Origin of the sequence: Streptomyces coelicoflavus, from assembly GCF_003112555.1 — a bacterium.
GTDB classification, from domain to species: Bacteria; Actinomycetota; Actinomycetes; order Streptomycetales; family Streptomycetaceae; genus Streptomyces; species Streptomyces coelicoflavus.
Genome location: NZ_BEWB01000004.1, coordinates 265,765 through 285,194 on the forward strand (window position 1 = coordinate 265,765; position 19,430 = coordinate 285,194).

Sequence of the window (19,430 nt, forward strand, 5' to 3'; positions counted from 1 at the left end):
GTCGCGCCCCCCGCACCACCAGAAACGAGCACCACCCGTCATGCCCGCTTCCCGCGTCAAGTCCCCCCACCTCCTGATCGCCGAATCCGGCACCGACCGCGAGGGCCACGGCCTCAAGCGCACGATGGGCCTGTTCCAGCTCGTCTGCTTCGGCGTCGGCGCGATCGTCGGCACCGGCATCTTCGTCGGCCTGTCCGACTCGGTGGCCGAGGCCGGCCCGGCCGTCGTCGTCTCCTTCGTCCTGGCCGCGATCACCTGCGTGTTCACCGCGTTCGCCTTCGCCGAGCTGGGCGGCGCGATCCCGGTCTCCGGCTCCTCGTACTCCTTCGCCTACGCCGGACTCGGCGAGCGCACCGCCTTCCTCGTCGGCTGGTGCCTGCTCCTGGAGTACGGCGTGTCCGTCTCGGCGGTCGCGGTCGGCTGGAGCCAGTACGTCAACGAGCTGCTCGACAGCGTCCTCGGTCTCAGGCTCCCGCAGGCACTGTCCGCGGGCCCCGGCGACGGCGGCGCCGTCAACCTCCCCGCGGTGATCGTCATCGCCCTGGCCTGCGTGCTCCTGGTGCGCGGCGTGCGGGAGAGCGCCCGCGCCACGGCCGCCATGGCCGTCCTCAAGCTGGCCGTACTCCTCGCCTTCTGCGCCATCGGCTTCTACGCCTTCGAGGACGGCAACCTGACCCCCTTCTCGCCGGCGGGCCTCGGCGGCATCGGCGCCGGCACCACGGCCGCCTTCTTCTCGTACATCGGCTTCGACGCGATCACCACGGCCGGCGAGGAGGCCAAGAACCCGCGCCGGGACATCCCCGTCGCGATCCTGGTCTGCATCGGCCTGGTCACCCTGCTCTACTGCGCGGTCGCCGTCGCCGCGATCGGCGCCGTGGGCGGCGACCAGGTCGGCGACCGGCCCGCCGCGCTCTCCTACGTCGTCGACGAGGTCACCGGCTCGGCGATCGGCGGGGCCGTGGTCGCCTTCGGCGCGGTCGTCGCCATCGCCTCGGTGGTGCTCGCCGTGATGTACGGCCAGACCCGCATCCTGATGTCGATGTCCCGGGACGGCCTGATCCCGCGCGTCTTCGAGAAGGTCTCCCCGCGCACCTCGACGCCCGTCGCCGGCACCCTGATCGTCGGCGTGGTCTTCGCGCTCCCCGCGGCCTTCGCCCCGCTCGACGCGGTGGTCAACCTGTGCACCATCGGCACCCTCGCCACGATGGCCGCCGTCAACGTCTCGGTGATCACCCTGCGGCGCCGCGAACCGGGCCTCGCCCGCACCTTCCGCGTCCCGCTGTACCCGGCGACGCCCCTGCTCGGCGTCGGCTTCTGCCTGTACCTGATGTACGAGACGGGCGGGGCCACCTGGCTCCAGTTCGCGGCGTTCCTCGCGGTGGGCCTGCTGGTCTACACGGCCTACGGCCGCCGCCACTCCCGCCTGGCCCGGACGACGGCCGTCAGTGCCGACGACGCTGAGCGGGTACCGCAGGAAGCCTGAACCAGACCGCCTTGCCCGCCCCGGCGGGCCGGTGGCCGCAGGACGAGCTGAGCGCGCGGATCAGCAGCAGACCGCGCCCGCCCTCGCGCCACGGGTCGGGCGGCTCCACGTCCGTGCGGGTGAGGTCGGCCGGCGGCGCCGGGTCCGGGTCGTGCACCTCGACCTGGCAGCCGGTCGGCCGCAGCTCCACCACCAGCTCGATCGGCGTCCGCCCGACGGAGGTGTGCTCCACGGCGTTGGCGACCAGTTCCGCCGTGAGCAGCTCCGCGGTGTCGCCGTCCGCCGTGTGCTCCAGCTCGGCCAGGGCGTTGCGCACCAGGGCACGCGCCACCGGCACGGCCGCGGCGGAGTGCGGCAGCGCGATGCGCCAGGAGGCTGGAGCGGGGGAGTGATCGTGCACGGCGGGTCCGTTTCGTGGAGCAGGGGCGTCCTGTCCTGCTTTCAACCTTATGAATGGTACGGCGCCACCCGGCAGAGCCGTTCGACGGGCACCCCCAGGGACCTAAGACCCTCGACACCGACGCTCCGACGTTCTATCGCGCACCCGTGACGACAGTCACGAAAGAGTGATAACTTCGAGTGTCATGAGTCCCTTCACCGGCTCCGCCGCCCCCACTCCCGACTGGCGGCACCTGCGTGTCGAGATCACCGACGGCGTCGCCACCGTCGCCCTCGCCCGCCCCGACAAGCTCAACGCGCTCACCTTCGAGGCCTACGCAGACCTGCGCGACCTGCTCGCCGAGCTGTCCCGCGAGCGGTCCGTACGGGCGCTGGTCCTGGCCGGCGAGGGGCGCGGCTTCTGCTCCGGCGGCGACGTGGACGAGATCATCGGCGCCACCCTGTCCATGGACACCGCCCGGCTGCTCGACTTCAACCGGATGACGGGCCAGGTGGTCCGGGCGGTACGGGAGTGCCCGTTCCCGGTGATCGCCGCCCTGCACGGGGTCGCGGCCGGCGCGGGCGCGGTCCTCGCCCTGGCCGCCGACTTCCGCGTCGCCGACCCGTCCGCCCGCTTCGCCTTCCTCTTCACCCGCGTCGGCCTCTCCGGCGGTGACATGGGCGCCGCGTACCTGCTGCCCCGTGTCGTCGGCCTCGGCCACGCCACCCGGCTGCTGATGCTCGGCGACACGGTCCGCGCGCCCGAGGCCGAGCGCATCGGCCTGATCAGCGAACTGACCGAAGAGGGCCGTGCCGACGAGGCCGCCCACACCCTCGCCCACCACCTCGCCGACGGCCCGGCCCTGGCCCACGCCCAGACCAAGGCCCTCCTGACCGCCGAGCTGGACATGCCGCTGGCGGCAGCGGTGGAACTGGACGCCTCGACCCAGGCCCTGTTGATGACGGGCGAGGACTACGCCGAGTTCCACGCGGCCTTCACGGAGAAGCGCCCACCGAAGTGGCAAGGGAGGTAAGGCGATGGTGTCGACACGGGGGAGCATGGCAACCTCAGGGGCGCGGGGAACTGCGCGAGCAACCACAACAGACCCGCACTCGCCCGCGAAGACAAGCCACCCCCTGCACGCGGCGATCGTCGGCGGCGGCCCCGGCGGCCTCTACACCGCCGCCCTCCTCAAACGCCTCGCCCCCGACCGCGAGGTCACCGTCTACGAACGCAACGCCCCCGACGACACCTTCGGCTTCGGCGTCGTCCTCTCCGACGAAACCCTCGGCGGCATCGAACACGCCGACCCGACCGTCTACGAGGCCCTCAAGGCCCACTTCGTCCGCTGGGACGACATCGACATCGTCCACCGGAACACCCGCCACACCTCCGGAGGGCACCGGTTCGCCGCCCTCGGCCGCCGCCGCCTCCTCGAAATCCTCCACGACCGCTGCCGCGACCTCGGCGTGGACCTGCGCTTCCGTACCGTGGCACCGCCCCCGGACCGGCTCGCGCGGACCCACGACCTCGTCGTCGCGGCCGACGGAGTGCACAGCGCCACCCGCGAGGCCTACCGCGACGTGTTCCGGCCGCACCTCACCCCCCACCGCTGCCGCTACATCTGGCTCGCCGCCGACTTCGCCTTCGACGCCTTCCGCTTCGAGATCGCCGAGACCGAGCACGGCGTGATGCAACTGCACGGCTACCCCTACTCCCGCCCGTCGCCCGACCACCACCCCTCAACGAGGCCCTACGGGCCGCAGAACGAAGCCGCCTCCACCGTCATCGTCGAGATGCGCGAGGAGGTCTGGCAGTCGGCCGGCTTCGACGAACTCGACGAAGCGGAATCCAGCGCCCGCTGCGCCAAGATCTTCGCCGACGCCCTCGGCGGCCGCCCCCTGCGGTCCAACAAGTCCGCCTGGACCACCTTCCGCACGGTCGTCAACGAACGCTGGTCGCACGGCAACATCGTCCTGCTCGGCGACGCCGCCCACACCGCCCACTTCTCCATCGGCTCCGGCACCAAACTCGCCGTCGAGGACGCCCTCGCGCTCGCCGCCTGCCTCGAGGAACAGCCCACCCTCCCGCGGGCACTCGCCGCCTACGAGGAGGAGCGGCGCCCCGTCGTCGCCTCCACGCAGCGGGCGGCGAAGGCCAGCCTGGAGTGGTTCGAGGACCTGGACCGGTACCTCGGCCAGCCGCCGCGCCAGTTCGCCTTCAACCTGCTCAGCCGCAGCCGCCGGGTCACCCACGAGAACCTGCGGCTGCGCGACGCCGGCTTCACGGACTCCGTCGAGCGCGAGTTCGGCTGCCCGCCGGACACGCCCCCGATGTTCACCCCGTTCCGCCTGCGCGGTCTGACCCTGCGCAACCGCGTCGTCGTCTCCGCGATGGACATGTACTCGGCCACCGACGGCGTCCCCGGCGACTTCCACCTGGTCCACCTCGGGGCCAGGGCCCTGGGCGGTGCCGCCCTGGTGATGACCGAGATGGTGTGCGTCAGCGCCGAGGGCCGCATCACGCCCGGCTGCGCGGGCCTCTACACCGGCCGGCAGGGCGAGGCGTGGCGGCGGATCACGGACTTCGTGCACGCCGGCGCACCCGGCACCGCGATCGGCGTACAGCTGGGCCACAGCGGCCGCAAGGGCTCGACCCGGCTGATGTGGGAGGGCATGGACGAACCGCTGCCCGACGGCAACTGGCCCCTCGTGGCGCCGTCCCCGCTGCCGTACCGGCCCGGCAGCCAGACGCCGCGTGAGCTGTCCCGGCCCCAACTCGTCGAGGTGCGCGAGCAGTTCAGGTCGGCCGCCGAACGGGCCGCGCAGGCCGGCTTCGACCTGCTCGAACTGCACTGCGCCCACGGCTACCTGCTCTCCGGCTTCCTCTCCCCGCTCACCAACCACCGCACCGACGCCTACGGCGGCTCACTGGAGAAGCGGCTGCGTTTCCCGCTGGAGGTCTTCGACGCCGTACGCGAGGTCTGGCCCGGTGAACGGCCCATGACGGTACGGATCTCCGCCACCGACTGGGCCGAGGGCGGCACGAGCGGCGAGGAGGCGGTGGAGATCGCCCGGGCCTTCGCCGCGCACGGCGCCGACGCCGTCGACGTGTCCACGGGGCAGGTGGTGTCCGGTGAACGGCCGGAGTTCGGGCGGTCGTACCAGACGCCGTACGCCGACCGCATCCGGCACGAGGCGGGCGTCCCGGTCGTCGCCGTCGGCGCGATCTCCTCCTGGGACGACGTCAACTCGCTGATCCTGGCCGGACGCGCCGACCTGTGCGCGCTGGCCCGCCCGCACCTCTACGACCCGCACTGGACCCTGCACGCCGCCGCCGAGCAGGGCTACGACGGCCCCGGCGCCGTCTGGCCGGCGCCGTACCGGGCGGGCAGCCGGCCGCCGCGCACCGGGCGCACGGACGCGCCCAAGCCGAGGCTCACGCTGCACGGCCCGCGTCAGGACGTGTAGCCCCAGGCCGCGCACATCGCGCGCAGCCGCTCGGGGATCTCCTCCTCCCCGGGCAGCGCGCGCCCCGGCTGCACGGTGCCGGTGCGGATGTTCTCGCGCCAGTCGCCCAGGCCCCTGACCAGCTCGGCGTTGCCCTTCCTGCCGTAGCTCAGCATGGCCGGCGTGTAGTCGACGTCCAGGTACGCGCACAGGCGGCGCATCTCGCGCCCGGGGTCGTCGGTGATGTCCTCGTAGCGCACGGTGAAGCCGTCGGCGTCCGCCGTACGGGCCTCCTCGACGGCCGTCATGTAGCGCAGCACGTCCGTGACGGCCGTGTCGTGCGGCCGCTTGACCGGGTCGGTCTCGTGCCAGGAACGGGCGATCGACACGGGGTGCCGCAGGAGGAAGACGAAGCGCGCGTCGGGCCAGCAGTCCTTGAGGCGCTGGTACATGTACGCGTTGGCCGGGGTCTTCTCGACCACGAAGTCCTTGCCGGACCGGGTGAGTTCGCGGTGCAGGACGCGGTCCCACAGCAGGTGCTCCAGGTCGCCGCGCCGGAGGTCGAGGGCGCCCATCGCGCGCTCGGAGAACCAGTTGGCGCAGGTGACCTCCAGCCGGCCGATGTGCAGCTCGTGCGGGGCGTGCAGCCGCGGATGGGCGCCCAGCATCATGCGCAGCAGCGTGGAGCCGGAGCGGATGGACGAGATGATGAAGACCGGCCGCCGCAGCAGCCGCTCGGTCGGCAGTTCCTCGGCCGACGGACATCGGTACGCGGCCTCCTGCCGGGCCGCGGGCCGCGCGTCGGCCGGCCTCTTCCCCGGCCTTCCCTTCGGCTTCCCCTTCGCCGCCTGGGGGGCTCTCCGTACCTGGAGGCCGGTGGTGACGGTGAGGGCCCGGTTCAAGTTGCGCGCGAGACTCATGCGTCCGCACGGTAGGTGAGAAACCTGAGAAGAGGGTCTGAGAGAGCTGAGGGTTCGCCGATCCCGCGAAAATGTGACGCGACTCACTGTCCGGGGAGTGAGGTCGGACCCGTCTCCGGTCCCATGCCCGCGTAGCGCGCGCCCGCGTCGCGCAGCCGCTCGTGCAGCGCCCGGAAGACGGCCGCCGAGCGGGTGCCGGGCCAGTCCACGGGCAGCAGCCGGGCCGGCAGCCCCGGGTCCACGTAGGGCAGGTGGCGCCAGGAGTCCAGGGCGAGGAGATAGTCGCGGTAGGCCTCCTCGGGCGGGGTGTCCTTCCGGCGCTCCCAGTCGTGCAGCACGCGCGCGTGCCGGTCGAGGAACGCCTCGTGCTCCTTGGCGATCGCGGCCAGGTCCCACCAGCGGGCCACCGCCCCGGCGGTCGCCGTGAAGCCCAGGTGCTCGCCGCGGAAGAAGTCCACGTAGGAGTCCAGGCCCAGGCGGCCCAGCGCGTGCCGGGTCTCCTCGTACAGCCGGGCCGGGGCGATCCACACACCGGGCGCCGCGGTGCCGAAACCGAGGCCGGCCAGGCGCGAGCGCAGGACGTGCCGCTTCTGCCGCTCCGACTCGGGCACCGAGAACACGGCGAGCACCCAGCCCCCGTCCTCGTGGGGTGCGGCGGTGGCGTAGACGCGCCGGTCTCCGTCGTCCAGCAACTCGCGGGCCTCGGCGGAGAGTTCGTACCCCGCCGCGCCCTCGGCCGTACGGGCGGGCAGCAGCAGCCCGCGCCGCTTGAGCCGGGACACCGACGAGCGTACGGAGGGCGCGTCCACCCCGACCGCGGCGAGCAGCCGGATCAGCTCGGCGACGGGCACCGGGCCCGGCGCGAAACGGCCGTACGCTCCGTAGAGCGTGACGATGAGGGACCTCGGGGCGTGCTGTACGTGCTGGTCGGACACGTTGATCATCTTATGTCGTCGGCGTCAGGCCCGGCCGCCCAGGGGATCCGGACGAGCACCGGGGGCCGGGGCGGGGCCGGGGCCGGGCGGGTCGAGGAGGCGGTAGCGCTGGAGCTTGCCGGTCGCCGTGCGGGGCAGCGCGTCCAGGAAGACGATCTCGCGCGGGCACTTGTACGGCGCCAGCTCCGACCGCAGGAACTCGCGCAGCGCGTCCGCGTCCCGCCCGGCCCCCTCCCGCGGCACCACGTGGGCCACCACGACCTGCCCCCGGCGCTGGTCGGGCCGGCCCACCACGGCCGCCTCCACCACGTCCGGATGGCGCAGCAGCGCGTCCTCCACCTCGGGTCCCGCGATGTTGTACCCGGAGGAGATGATCATGTCGTCGGCGCGTGCCACGTACCGGAAGTACCCGTCGGGCTCGCGGACGTAGGTGTCCCCGGTGACGTTCCAGCCGTCGCGCACGTACTCGCGCTGGCGCGGATCGGCGAGGTAACGGCAGCCGACCGGCCCGCGCACCGCGAGCAGCCCCGGCTCCCCGTCGGGCACGGGCGCGCCGTACTCGTCCTGCACGCGCGCGTGCCACCCCGGCACCGGGACGCCCGTCGTGCCGGGCCGGATGGCGTCGTCCGCTGCGGACACGAAGATGTGCAGCAACTCGGTGGCACCGATGCCGTTGATGATGCGCAGGCCGGTGCGCTCGTGCCAGGCCCGCCAGGTGGCCGCGGGCAGGTTCTCGCCCGCCGAGACGCAGCGCCTGAGGCTGCTCACGTCGTGCGCGTCCAGCTCGTCGAGCATCGCGCGGTACGCCGTCGGCGCGGTGAACAGCACCGACACCCGGTGCTCGGCGACCGCCGGCAACAGCTGCCTGGGGCCCGCCTGCTCCAGCAGCAGGGCACTCGCCCCGGCCCGCATCGGGAAGACGACGAGACCGCCGAGCCCGAACGTGAAACCGAGCGGCGGGCTGCCCGCGAACACGTCGTCCGGCCGCGGCTTCAGCACGTGCTCGGAGAAGGTGTCCGCGATCGCCAGCACATCGCGGTGGAAGTGCATGCAGCCCTTGGGGCGCCCGGTGGTGCCGGAGGTGAAGGCGATCAGCGCCACGTCGTCGGCGGCCGTGTCGACGGCCTCGTACGGCGTGCCGGGCGCCGCGCCGGACGCCGTGCGGGCCTCCAGGTCGTCCGGCGCGTCCCCGCCGTACGTCGTGATCCGCAGGCCGTCGATCTCCGCCTTGGCGAGGTCGTCGACGGACCGGACGTCGCACAGCGCGTGCCGCACCCCCGCGATCCCGCAGATCGCGCGCAGTTCGTGCGGGCGCTGCCGGTCCAGCACGGTGACCGCCACCGCGCCCGCCTTCAGCACCGCCAGCCAGCACGCGGCCAGCCACGGGGTGGTGGGGCCGCGCAGCAGCACCCGGTTGCCCGGGACGACGCCGAGGTCGCCGGTCAGCACGTGCGCGATCCGGTCGACGCACTCCCGCAGCCCGCCGTAGCTCCAGGTGTCCCCGGACGCGGTGCGGAAGGCCGGGCGGCCGTCGGGCGGGCCGGTGAGCAGCTCGGCGGCGCAGTTCAGCCGGGCGGGGTAGCGCAGCCCGGGCAGGTCGAAGAGGAGCTCCGGCCACTGCTCGGGCGGTGGCAGGTGGTCGCGCGCGAAGGTGTCGACGTGGGCGGAGCGGTGCGGGTCCGCGTGGCGCGGATCGGCCATGGCGGTTCGCCCCCTTTGTCGTGGTGGGCTCGCGCAACGAGCGTATCGTGTTGGTGACGACAGTCAACGGGGCGCGATAACCTCGGCCGTGGCCCGAGGCCCGTCCGGTGGGCGGGGAAGCACGCAGGGGAGCAGGGGAAGGGACCGGCGATGACCTCATTCTCGCTCGAACCGGCACAACTCACCTGGTGCGAGGAGCTGCGCGCCCTCGCCGCCGGACGGCTGCGCCCGCTCGCGGAGAAGGGCGAGCCGGGCCGCGTCAACCGAGCCCTGGTCGCCGAGCTCGGCTCCCTCGGCCTGCTGCCGCGCCTGTTCACCTCGGGCGCCCTCGACCTGTGCCTGATGCGGGAGTCGCTCGCCCACGCCTGCACGGAGGCCGAGACCGCCCTCGCCCTCCAGGGCCTCGGCGCCCACCCCGTGCACGCCCACGGCACCGATGCCCAGCGCGCCCGCTGGCTCCCCCGCGTGAGCGACGGCACCGCGGTGGCCGCCTTCGCCCTCAGCGAGCCCGACGCGGGCTCGGACGCGGCGGCACTGTCGCTGCGGGCGGAGCCGGAGACCGGGCACGGCGCGGGAGCCTCCGCTTGGCGGCTCACCGGCGAGAAGTGCTGGATCTCCAACGCCCCCGAGGCCGACTTCTACACCGTGTTCGCGCGCACCACCCCCGGCGCCGGGTCCCGCGGCGTCACCGCCTTCCTCGTCCCCGCCGACCGCCCCGGCCTCACCGGCACCCCGCTCGACATGCTCTCGCCGCACCCCATCGGCGCCCTCGACTTCGACGCCGTGCCCGTCACCGCGGACGACGTCCTGGGCGAACCCGACCGCGGCTTCCGGGTCGCCATGGACACCCTCAACCTGTTCCGCCCCAGCGTCGGCGCCTTCGCCGTCGGCATGGCGCAGGCCGCCCTCGACGCGACCCTCGCGCACACCACCGCCCGCGACGCCTTCGGCGGCAAGCTGCGCGACCTCCAGGCGGTCTCCCACCAGGTCGCCGAGATGGCGCTGCGCACGGAGGCGGCCCGCCTGATGGTGTACGCGGCGGCCACGGCCTACGACGCCGGCGCCCCGGACGTCCCGAAGCGCGCCGCGATGGCGAAACTCCTCGCCACCGAGACCGCCCAGTACGTCGTCGACCGCGCCGTCCAGCTGCACGGCGCCCGCGCCCTGCGCCGCGGACACCTCCTCGAACACCTCTACCGAGAGGTGCGCGCCCCGCGCGTCTACGAGGGCGCGAGCGAGGTCCAGCGCGGCATCGTCGCCAAGGAGCTGTACCGGACGCACCAGGTGCCCCGGACGCACGAGACCGACACCACGACCGAGGAGGCCGGAGCATGACCGCCGAACGGGTGAACCCGCCCGAACTGTCCCCGCCCACCGGCTTCTCCCACGCCGTCGTCGCCACCGGCACCCGCGTCGTGTTCCTGGCCGGCCAGACCGCCCTCGACACCGACGGCAGGATCACCGGCGACACCCTCCCCGCCCAGTTCGAGCAGGCCCTGACCAACCTCCTCACCGCCCTGCGCTCGGCCGGCGGCACCCCCGCCGACCTGGCCCGCGTCACCGTCTACGCCACCGACGTCGCCGCCTACCGCACCCACGCCGCGGATCTCGGCCGCACCTGGCGCGAACTGGCCGGCCGCGACTACCCGGCGATGGCGGTCGTGGAGGTCGTACGGCTGTGGGACGAACGGGCGTTGGTGGAGATCGACGGGTTCGCCGTACTGCCGTAGGGCGCCCCCGCCTTCTCCCTTCCCGGACCTCACATGTTGATCATGTGACCCGCGAGGCCGTGGATCGCCTCCTTGACCGCTTCGCCGAGCGTGGGGTGCGCATGCACGTTGCGGGCGACCTCGTGCACGGTGAGGTCCCACTGCTGGGCCAGGGTCAGCTCGGGCAGCAGTTCGGTCACCTCGGGGCCGATGAGGTGCGCGCCGAGCAGCTCGCCGTGCCGGCGGTCGCTGATCACCTTGACGAAGCCGACCGGCTCGCCCAGGCCGTGTGCCTTGCCGTTGGCGGTGAACGGGAACTTGGCGACCTGTACGTCGAAGCCGGCCTCGCGGGCCTGGGCCTCGGTGTGGCCGAAACTCGCGATCTGCGGCTGGCAGTAGGTGGCGCGCGGGATCATCCGGAAGTCGTCGATCTCCATGGTCTCCGCCCCGCCGATGGTCTCGGCGGCGACGACGGCCATGGCCTCGGCCGCGTGCGCCAGCATCAGCTTGCCGGTGACGTCGCCGATCGCGTACACGTGCGGCACGCTGGTGCGGCCGCGGGCGTCGACCTCGATCTCGCCGCGGTCGCCGACCCGCACGCCGGTCGACTCCAGGCCGTAGCCCTCGACCCGCGGCGCGAAGCCGATGGCCTGGAGGACCTTGTCCGTCTCCAGGACCTTCTGGGTGCCCCCCTGGGTGACGGTCACCCGGACCGGGCCCGACGGGTCGGAGTCGTCGATCGCGTCGACCCGGGTGGAGGTGAGGATCTCCACGCCCAGCTTGCGGTAGTGCCGGGTGAGTTCCTTGGAGACGTCGGCGTCCTCGGCGGGCACGATCCGGTCGGCGTACTCGACGAGGGTGACCTTGACGCCGTAGTTGTGCAGCACGTAGGCGAACTCGACCCCGATGGCCCCGGCGCCCGCGACGACGATCCGCTCGGGCAGTTCCTCGGTGAGGATCTGCTCCTCGTACGTGACGACGCGGGCGCTCAGCTCGGTGCCGGGCAGCAGGCGGGTGGTGGCGCCCACCGCGATGACGCAGTGGTCGAAGGTGACCGTGGTGCTCGTGCCGTCGGACAGCGCGACCCGGAGGGTGCGGTCGTCGGTGAAGGTGCCGCGGCCGTCGTACTCGGTGATGCCGTTCTTGCGCATCAGATAGTGCACGCCGGCGACACGGCCGTCCGCCACCTCCCGGCTGCGCTTGAAGGCCGCGCCGAAGTCCAGGGTGATCGGACCGCCGCTCCGGATGCCGTAGGTGTCGGCCTGCCGGGTCAGGATGTGGGCCAGTTCCGCGTTGCGCAGCAGGGCCTTGGAGGGGATGCAGCCCACGTTCAGGCACACCCCGCCCCAGTACTTCGGCTCGACGACGGCCGTCCTCAGCCCGAGCTGCGCGCTGCGCACCGCCGCGGTGTAGCCGCCGGGGCCCGCTCCCAGTACGACGACGTCGAAGTGCTCGCTCGCTGTCATCCGTCTTCCCTCTTCCGTAGGTGAGATCGAGCTCGCCGCGCCGAACTCGTTCGGGGCGGCCATCGTCTCAAGTCTCGGCGGGGTCACTGTTCTTCCCGCGGACCGGCGACCACGGCCGGCCGGAGGAGGACGGCCGGCCGGAGGAAGACGGCATCCTCTGCTTCTCCGGGTACGGAGTGCCGAGCCGGCCGTAGAGTGCCGTCATGCCGGACATCGAACTGAGAGCGGGAACGATCGAGTACGAGGACACCGGCGGCGACGGCCCGACCGTCGTCCTCCTCCACGGCCTCGTCCACGACAGGACCGTCTGGCGCAAGGTCCTCGCGGACCTGCGCACCGACCACCGGGTGATCGCGCCGACCCTGCCCTACGGCGCCCACCGCCGCCCGATGCGCCGCCCGCCCACACCCGACCTGGTCAACGAGATGGTCGCCGAGTTCCTCGACCGCCTCGACCTCACCGACGTCACCCTCGTCGAGAACGACTGCGGACGCGCCCAGACGGTGGCCGCCCGGCACCCGGAGCGCCTCGCGCGGCTGGCCCTCGTCGCGTGCGAGGCGTTCGACAACTACCCGCCGGGCCTGCCGGGAAAGCTGATCGGCGTCGCCTGCCGGATGCCCGGCGGGGTGTCCGCACTGGTCCGCACCCTGGGCCTCAAGCCGCTGCGCCGCCTGCCCGTCGGCATCGGCGCCCTCACCAAGCGGCCCGTGCCGGACGCGGTCGTCGACGGCTGGCTGCGCCCGCTGCGCACCGACCCGGCGATCAGACGCGACTTCCGGCACTACGGCACCCACGTCCGCCGCGACGAACTCCTGGAAGCCGCCCAGGGGTTGCGGAGGTTCGACCGGCCCGCGCTGGTCGTCTGGGCGACCGAGGACCTGATGATGCCCCGCGCCCACGGCCGGCGCCTGGCCGAACTCCTCCCGCAGGGGCGGCTGGTGGAGGTGGAGGACGCCCGGACGCTGATCCCCGAGGACCAGCCGGAGCTGCTCGCCTCCCTGCTGCGGGAGTTCATCGCCGAGAAGCACTGATCCCGGGGCCGCTGCCGCGCCCGCGGGGCGGCAGCGGTCAGGCGGCCACCGCCGGGCGCCCGCCCGGCACCCGGTGCGGGGCGACGGCCAGGCCGTCGGGCCGCAGTTCGCCGGTGTCGTCGAACACGATCGTGCCGTCGCACAGCAGCTGCCACCCCTGCTCGGGGTGGGCGGCGACGACGTGCGCGCGGGTGTCGGTCGCGGGGCAGGAAGGCCGGTGGGCACACATGGCGCACCTCCACGTCGGGAGACCGTCCCGTCGTCGGGACCGTCGCGTGCACCGACCGTGCACCCGCCGGCGAGCCGCCGCCAAGACCCGGGTGGCGAGCGTGACAACACCCGGACATGCCGGCGACGGTTCCACGACGGTCGACGCGGACTCGCCACCGAAGGGGTGACGGTCACTGCCGCCCGCCCCTTCGCCCGGTACCAGTGGAACCCCTCATTCCGACCGACCGGGAGGTTCCCACCATGCGCGTACGATCCGCCGCCCTCACCGCCCTCACCGCCACCGCCGGCGCCGCCCTGCTCCTGCTCGCCGCGCCCGCCGCCCCGGCCGCGCCCGCCGCCCCCGACGACGCCCGTCTCGTCGCGGAGTCGGTGACCGTCGACCCGGTCGGCCGTATCGCCGCCGACGGCAGCGTCACCCTCTCCGGCACCTACCGCTGCACCGGCGGCAGCGGCCCGGTCTTCGTCAGCTCCACCGTGAGCCAGAGCGACCCGTCCGTCCGGTACGGCGTCGGCGGCACCCGCGCGGTCTGCGACGGACTGGAGCACCGCTGGGTCAACACGGGCACGCCCGACACGGTCGTCCTCAAGCCGGGCGCGGCCCGCGTCGAGGCCACCGTGATGGAACTGCGCCCCATGGGCATCGTGCCCCTCCCGAGCTTCCACGCCCGGCAGGCACAGGACGTGACCCTGACGGCGTCCTGACCCGCCGCGGCGGCCGCGGACCCGCCCGGAAGACGACCGAAACGACTTCCGGATTTCCTTTCCGAACGTTTTCCTTTCCGGGCAGTCGCCGGAGGGAAATGGAAGCCTGTTTCGGTCGCCCTGTTTCGTCGCCCTGCTTCGACCGCCTCGTTCCGATCCGGGTCAGATTCTTTTCCCGGGGCCCGTGCCCGGCCGCGGCGACCGCACGGGATTCTGCCGCTGCTGCGGAAGGGACACCGGGTCGGCGGCCGCTTTGCCCGACGGATCGTCACCCGGCGTGACCGCGGCACGCTGCCGGTGACGCGGCACCGCCCGCCGGGGCGGACGGGTGAGCGTGATCTGCCGGATGACCTGCTGGAAGCAGACCAGGGAGGCCAGACCGGGCAGGGCGGCCGCCGCGGCGTCGCTGACGGTCCTGGGCGCCTCCGCGACGCACAGCAGCATCGCGATGGCCGAGAACAGCAGGACCACGGCCCAGGAGTGCACCGCACGGCGCTGGTGCAGCGCGGCCCGCAGCACCGCCAGTGAGGCCACCAGCCAGGGCCCGTACACCAGCAGCGGCCACCACGACACGACACTGCCCCGGGTGCGGGTCACGGCGGCCAGGCGCAACGGCTCGTAGGCCACCATGCCGCCGAACAGGCTCACGGAGGCCGCGATGACCGCGGCGAGCGCGGCGACGAACAGGCTCGCGGCGCGCAGCCGGCTCACCTTTCTCCCTCTGCGGACCCTGCGGTGACTCGTCGGGGACTCCCTCAACGGGGGCAGCTCCGCCGTGATCTCCTGGAGATTGCTCAGCGGTGTGCCCGGGGCGGGTGCGAGCGCCGAAGTGTCCGTGGCGGAGGGAGAGGGAGAGGGGACGCCGGTCTGCTGCTCCATCGCGTCCTGGAGCAGGAACGCGAGTTCCTCGGCCGGGTCCCAGCCGGGTTCGGGCGGAACCAGGGTTTCCTGGAAGGCGTCCTGGGGAGCCCGGTGCCGGCCCGTGCCCGTGGTACGGAACGACCCTTCGCCGTACGGCATGCGGGGGTGAGTGTGATCTTCGTACACGAGGAGCCGGTCACTCCGCCCTGGTGCACGTGAGGGAGCCCTGCGCCCGGCCCCACCGTTCGGCGAGGCCGCTCTCCAACTCGGTCATGACGTCGAGGAAGCGTTGCAGGACCGGTTCGGTCACACGGAGAGGGACGGGGTGCCCGCCTCTGGTCAGAGTCCCGTCGCTCGGTGACGGACAGTGAGATCTGCCGGGCCTGTAGGTGTACGGGCCAAGCGCCGTCAATTCCCCGTGTTCCTCGGTCATATCCGAAGTAACGTCTGCCTACTCCGTCGGATGCGCGGCAGTCGAGTGAACGATTTCTGCGATACTTACCCAATCCCGAATTCACACCGGTTCGATCGTGACCGGTACGAAAAGCGTCAAAGGACCCCTTGAGGCGCCGGAGCCGAACCGCCCGGGGCGCCCCGGGCGGCGGCCGACGGAAAGGGTGCGCCCGGTGGGTCCCGGCCCCTGGGGGACCGGGCACCGGCGCGGGTGACCTAGGCTGGCCGCGACACGAACAGCGCGGGAGCGGCGATGAGGCGAGCGGTACACGGGCGGGCACACGCCCGGTTGCGTGGTGCGCTGGCTCTGCTCGTGGGCGTGGTGGCGCTGCTGTGCGTCTTCGGACACGCGGAACGCGCCGGGCAGGACACGCAGCCGCCCACCGCCGAGCGGGTACAAACCCTCGTCGTCGCCTCCACCAACGCCGTCGCCGCCGAACCGCCGGACGACGCGGCCGCCCCGTGCGGCAAGAAGGCCGTCTCGGACCACAACGTGCAGCGGGCAGAGAACCCTCCGCCGCCGTCCGCCTCGGGAGGCCGGTCAGGTCTCGCGTCCCCGCACACCGATCCCGCGCCTCTCCCGTCACAGCACTTCGGTCCGTCGGCGGGCGGCCCCGATCCGCCCCCGGCGACCCTCCACTCCGTTCTGCGGATTTAGACCGGCCCGTAGGCCGCGTCCCTCAATCCTCGGAAACGGAGTTCTTCGGCATGTCCTCTTCCCCGCGCTCCTTCAGGCGGGCGGGTGAGGCACTGCGTGGTTGGCGGTCCCGACAGTGGGCGGTGGCAGGCGCGGGTGCGCTGGCCACGGCGGTCCTGGTCGGCGCGCCCACCGACGTGGTACCCAATCCGCTGTTCGGCCGGTCGGTCCCCGTGCAGTGGTGGAACTACCCCGCCCTCGCCGTCACGGCCGTACTGGCCGGCATCGTCCTGAGCACCTATGTACGGGGGCCCGCAGTGCGCGAGCCCTCGTCCTCCCCGGAGCCGCAAGCCGCCGACGGCGGCCGTCTCGGCGCGATCGGCGGGGTGCTGTCCTTCTTCGCAGTCGGCTGCCCGGTCTGCAACAAACTCGTCCTCGTGCTCCTCGGGGCCTCCGGCGCCCTGAGCTACTGGGCTCCGCTGCAGCCGCTGCTGGCCGTCCTGTCGGCGGGTTTGCTGGCGGAAGCGGCGCTGCGTCGGCTGTCCTCCCGGACCGAGTGCCCGGTCACGCCTTCCGCCTGACCCGAGGCCCGGTCCCACACCCTTCCCCTTTCCCTCCCTCACCATCCGAGGTGCCCCATGACCGGATCCACCGGATCCACCCCCTCCCCGTCCCGCCGCAACCGCAGGCGGACCGTCGGCGCCGTGGCGGTGCTCGCCGCCGCCGCGGTGACCGCTTCCTTCGCGCTCACGCTCGACGGCTCGGACACCAGCGGGAAGAAGGCCGGCGAATCCGCGGCCGTCACCGGCTCCGCCGACCCCGCCCCCGCACCCGCCGACCCGGGCCTGCTCGCCCTCGCCCGCCGCGACGCGTCCGACCCGCTGGGGGTCGGACGCGCGGACGCCCCGGTCGTCCTGATCGAGTACTCCGACTTCCAGTGCCCCTTCTGCGGCCGGTTCGCCCGGGAGACCAAGCCCGAACTGCTGCGCTCGTACGTGGACAAGGGCGTCCTGCGCATCGAGTGGCGCAACTTCCCCATCTTCGGCGAGGAGTCCGAGCGGGCCGCGCTGGCCGGCTGGGCGGCCGGGCGGCAGAAGAAGTTCTGGGAGTTCCACGACGTCGCCTACGGCAAGCCGCGCGAACGCAACAGCGGCGCGTTCGACGCCGAGAACGTCATCGCCATGGCCCGCGAGGCGGGCGTCGCCGACATCGAGCGCTTCCAGGCCGACATGGCCTCCGAACAGGCCCGCAACGCCGTGCTCCAGGACCAGGAGGAGGGCTACAACCTCGGCGTGACCAGCACCCCGGCGTTCCTGGTCAACGGCAAACCGATCCTGGGCGCCCAGCCCACGGACACCTTCGAGGAAGCCGTCGAGAGCGCGGCGAAGACGGCGAAGGCGGCGAAGGAGGCCGGACGATGAGCGAGGCCGGCCTGGCGATGGCCTTCCTCGGCGGGCTGCTGGCCCTGCTCAGTCCGTGCAGCGCGCTGCTGCTGCCCGCCTTCTTCGCCTACTCCTTCACCAGCCGCACCCGGCTGGTGACGCGCACCGGCCTCTTCTACGTCGGGCTGTGCACGACACTCGTGCCGCTCGGCGTGGCCGGCTCGTTCGCCAGCCGCCTCTTCTACGGCCACCGGGACGCCCTGGTGACCGCGGGAGGGTGGACGGTCATCGCCCTCGGCGTGGCCCAGATCGCCGGGCTGGGCTTCGGCTCCCGCCGGATGGCACAGGCCGCGGGCGGGCGCCGCTCGGGCTCCGCGCTGTCGGTCTTCGCCCTGGGCGCGGTGTACGGGCTGGCGGGATTCTGCGCGGGACCGATCCTCGGTTCCATCCTGACCGTGGCGGCTGTGGACGGAGACCCCCTGCACGGCGGTGTGCTGCTCGCCGTCTACGCGCTCGGCATGGCGGTTCCGATGTTCGTACTCGCCCTGCTGTGGGACCGGTTCGACCTGGGCCGCAAACGCTGGCTGCGGGGCCGCACCTTCCGGGCGGGCCCGCTGACCCTGCACAGCACCGCCCTCGTCGGCGGCCTGTTCTTCGTCGCGCTCGGGGTGGCGTTCCTGGCCTTCGACGGCACCTCCGCGCTGCCGTCGCTGCTCAGTACCGACACCGAGTTCGCCCTGGAGGAACGGCTGTCCGACATCGGCGCGGCGGTCTCCGACCGGCTGGTCCTGCTGATCCTGGCCGGGGTGGCGGCCCTCGCCGCGCTGCTGGTCCTGCTCCGGCCGGCCGCGCGACGAGACGCAGCCCCGCCGCACGACGCGGAACGGGCCGGGCCGGAATAGCGGACGGGCCCGGACGACGCGATCGCGGCTGCCTGAGTCACGGAGTCGCAGGAGCCCGTGTTCCTGGACGCCGACGGGGGATGCCGACGAGTCCGTGGAGCCGATCCTCGTGGCGATGCCGGAAGCCGTGGGTGTGCGCTCCGCGTCCCTGTCCCGACCGCGGGAATGTCAGCCGATGGCGATACGGGGATGGGCGGACGGTTCGATCCAGTTCATGAAACGGTCCATGGTGGCCCGCGGGACGGAGACACAACCTGCCGTGGCACCGCTGCCGTTGACGTGAAGGAAGATGCCGGCGCCGCGGCCGGGGGTGGCGGGCCACCGGTTGAAGTTGATGACGAGGGCCTTGGCGTACTGGGTGGGGTAGCCGATGAGGTGTTCGCTGCCGCGGTCGCCGGATTCGGTCAGCGGGAAGTCCGCGCCCTGTGCGCTGTGCATGGAGTTGTAGAACTTCGACTCGGGGTCCTCCACCCACCAGTCGTCGTCCGTGACGACGTGGTACGGCATGCTCGTGCCGCTCGCCTCCACGCCGAAACCCTCGGTGATCGTGTACGTCCCGGTGGGGGTGGTCCAGGTGCCCTGCCGCCGCGTCGCCCCGTTCGTGACGCCGTTGGACCCGACCCGCCCGGAACCGGTGGAGAACTGCTCCTTCCAGCCGGCGGATCCCTTGGCCCACGCGGTGACCGTGGCGTAGGAGCCACGGGCCTCGACTGTGATCAACTGCGTGGCGTTGCCGGCCTCGACGGGGACGGGGAAGTCCGGGGCGTCTGCGCCAGGTGCCGGTTCCGGCTGAGTACCGGTGCCGGTGCCGGTGCCCGAACCGGAACCGGAACCGGGTCGAGTTCCTCCCGCCGTGTCGCCGTCCGCCGCGTCGTCGGCTTCACCGGCTTCACCGGCAACCGAAGGGGTCGCGCTGGTGGTCGGCGAGGTGCTGTCGCTCGGGGTGGCCGACGCCGAAGGGGAGGCGGACGCGGATTCGGACCCGCTGGGGGATGCCGCGGCCGTCGCGCCCGGTTCGGTCGAGCCTGGTCCCGCGTCTGCTGCCACCTGCTCCGACGCCGTGTCGCCCTCGTCCGTACCGCAGCCCGCGGTGAGGAGCAGGGCACCGCAGGCGGCGACGGCGACGGCGAGTCTGTGGGGGCGTACGGGCAGAGTGGCGTGTTCGGGCAGCACGAAGAGGTTCCTTCAT

At 73.0% G+C, this 19,430-nt stretch carries 19 protein-coding genes; 11 read left to right on the forward strand and 8 right to left on the reverse strand.

The features are described from left to right. Positions 1-40 precede the first annotated feature (40 nt). Positions 41-1,483, forward strand: coding sequence for an amino acid permease (locus Sco07f_RS09655; protein WP_108987561.1), 1,443 nt, complete (start codon positions 41-43; stop codon positions 1,481-1,483). Here Sco07f_RS09655 and Sco07f_RS09660 read toward each other — a convergent pair. Beyond that, positions 1,443-1,883 carry an ATP-binding protein gene (locus Sco07f_RS09660; protein WP_007445220.1) on the reverse strand — a complete coding sequence of 147 codons (441 nt, stop codon included), beginning with the start codon at positions 1,881-1,883 and terminating at the stop codon, positions 1,443-1,445. The genes Sco07f_RS09655 and Sco07f_RS09660 overlap by 41 nt on opposite strands. A 184-nt stretch (positions 1,884-2,067) precedes the next feature. Here Sco07f_RS09660 and Sco07f_RS09665 point away from each other — a divergent pair, with 184 nt between their 5' ends. Next, on the forward strand, positions 2,068-2,895 hold the full coding sequence (locus tag Sco07f_RS09665; RefSeq protein WP_007445228.1) for an enoyl-CoA hydratase family protein: 828 nt from the start codon (positions 2,068-2,070) through the stop codon (positions 2,893-2,895). Between the two features lie 4 nt (positions 2,896-2,899). Then, positions 2,900-5,332 carry a bifunctional salicylyl-CoA 5-hydroxylase/oxidoreductase gene (locus Sco07f_RS09670; RefSeq protein WP_108987562.1) on the forward strand — a complete coding sequence of 811 codons (2,433 nt, stop codon included), beginning with the start codon at positions 2,900-2,902 and terminating at the stop codon, positions 5,330-5,332. Here Sco07f_RS09670 and Sco07f_RS09675 read toward each other — a convergent pair. The 3 genes from Sco07f_RS09675 to Sco07f_RS09685 all read right to left on the reverse strand — a co-directional run bounded on the left by Sco07f_RS09675 (position 5,320) and on the right by Sco07f_RS09685 (position 8,867). After that, entirely contained in the window at positions 5,320-6,231 is a 912-nt protein-coding gene (locus tag Sco07f_RS09675; protein ID WP_054102290.1) for a sulfotransferase family protein, read from the reverse strand. The two genes, Sco07f_RS09670 and Sco07f_RS09675, sit on opposite strands and share 13 nt — an antisense overlap. 83 nt (positions 6,232-6,314) lie before the next feature. Then, positions 6,315-7,175 carry a PaaX family transcriptional regulator gene (locus Sco07f_RS09680; protein WP_007445222.1) on the reverse strand — a complete coding sequence of 287 codons (861 nt, stop codon included), beginning with the start codon at positions 7,173-7,175 and terminating at the stop codon, positions 6,315-6,317. Between the two features lie 15 nt (positions 7,176-7,190). Then, positions 7,191-8,867 (reverse strand): AMP-binding protein, encoded by a 1,677-nt coding sequence (locus tag Sco07f_RS09685; protein ID WP_108987563.1) that lies wholly within the window; start codon positions 8,865-8,867, stop codon positions 7,191-7,193. Between the two features lie 150 nt (positions 8,868-9,017). On the opposite strand from Sco07f_RS09685, the gene Sco07f_RS09690 reads away from it, so the two are divergent. Both Sco07f_RS09690 and Sco07f_RS09695 read left to right on the forward strand, forming a co-directional pair. Then, positions 9,018-10,202 carry an acyl-CoA dehydrogenase family protein gene (locus Sco07f_RS09690; RefSeq protein ID WP_007445230.1) on the forward strand — a complete coding sequence of 395 codons (1,185 nt, stop codon included), beginning with the start codon at positions 9,018-9,020 and terminating at the stop codon, positions 10,200-10,202. Next, entirely contained in the window at positions 10,199-10,597 is a 399-nt protein-coding gene (locus Sco07f_RS09695; RefSeq protein ID WP_108987564.1) for a RidA family protein, read from the forward strand. Before Sco07f_RS09690 ends, Sco07f_RS09695 begins: the two co-directional genes overlap by 4 nt. A 29-nt stretch (positions 10,598-10,626) precedes the next feature. Here Sco07f_RS09695 and lpdA read toward each other — a convergent pair whose 3' ends face one another. Continuing rightward, a complete protein-coding gene (gene lpdA, locus Sco07f_RS09700; protein WP_108987565.1) occupies positions 10,627-12,042 on the reverse strand; it encodes a dihydrolipoyl dehydrogenase in 1,416 nt (471 codons plus the stop codon). Positions 12,043-12,245: 203 nt separating this feature from the next. On the opposite strand from lpdA, the gene Sco07f_RS09705 reads away from it, so the two are divergent. Then, entirely contained in the window at positions 12,246-13,073 is an 828-nt protein-coding gene (locus tag Sco07f_RS09705) for an alpha/beta fold hydrolase (RefSeq protein WP_108987566.1), read from the forward strand. A gap of 37 nt (positions 13,074-13,110) precedes the next feature. Here Sco07f_RS09705 and Sco07f_RS09710 read toward each other — a convergent pair whose 3' ends face one another. Then, entirely contained in the window at positions 13,111-13,302 is a 192-nt protein-coding gene (locus tag Sco07f_RS09710; RefSeq protein ID WP_054102297.1) for a DUF5999 family protein, read from the reverse strand. Positions 13,303-13,544: 242 nt separating this feature from the next. Between Sco07f_RS09710 and Sco07f_RS09715 the strand changes: the two genes are divergently transcribed. After that, complete coding sequence (locus Sco07f_RS09715; RefSeq protein ID WP_108987793.1) at positions 13,545-14,006, forward strand: DUF6299 family protein; 462 nt, start codon at positions 13,545-13,547, stop codon at positions 14,004-14,006. 162 nt (positions 14,007-14,168) lie between these two features. On the opposite strand, the gene Sco07f_RS09720 is transcribed toward Sco07f_RS09715, so the two are convergent. Next, on the reverse strand, positions 14,169-15,026 hold the full coding sequence (locus tag Sco07f_RS09720; RefSeq protein WP_007445156.1) for a DUF2637 domain-containing protein: 858 nt from the start codon (positions 15,024-15,026) through the stop codon (positions 14,169-14,171). A 547-nt stretch (positions 15,027-15,573) separates the two neighbouring features. On the opposite strand from Sco07f_RS09720, the gene Sco07f_RS09730 reads away from it, so the two are divergent. Genes Sco07f_RS09730 through Sco07f_RS09745 form a run of 4 tightly spaced genes read left to right on the forward strand, consistent with a single transcriptional unit; the run spans position 15,574 to position 18,241 of the window. Continuing rightward, positions 15,574-15,978, forward strand: a complete 405-nt coding sequence (locus Sco07f_RS09730; RefSeq protein WP_108987567.1) for a hypothetical protein — start codon at positions 15,574-15,576, stop codon at positions 15,976-15,978. 50 nt (positions 15,979-16,028) lie between these two features. Next, on the forward strand, positions 16,029-16,538 hold the full coding sequence (locus tag Sco07f_RS09735) for a hypothetical protein (protein ID WP_007445159.1): 510 nt from the start codon (positions 16,029-16,031) through the stop codon (positions 16,536-16,538). A 57-nt stretch (positions 16,539-16,595) separates the two neighbouring features. Next, entirely contained in the window at positions 16,596-17,378 is a 783-nt protein-coding gene (locus Sco07f_RS09740) for a DsbA family protein (RefSeq protein ID WP_108987568.1), read from the forward strand. Then, positions 17,375-18,241, forward strand: coding sequence for a cytochrome c biogenesis CcdA family protein (locus Sco07f_RS09745; RefSeq protein ID WP_108987569.1), 867 nt, complete (start codon positions 17,375-17,377; stop codon positions 18,239-18,241). Before Sco07f_RS09740 ends, Sco07f_RS09745 begins: the two co-directional genes overlap by 4 nt. 168 nt (positions 18,242-18,409) lie before the next feature. On the opposite strand, the gene Sco07f_RS09750 is transcribed toward Sco07f_RS09745, so the two are convergent. Next, complete coding sequence (locus Sco07f_RS09750) at positions 18,410-19,414, reverse strand: L,D-transpeptidase family protein (protein WP_108987570.1); 1,005 nt, start codon at positions 19,412-19,414, stop codon at positions 18,410-18,412. Between the last annotated feature and the right edge of the window lie 16 nt (positions 19,415-19,430).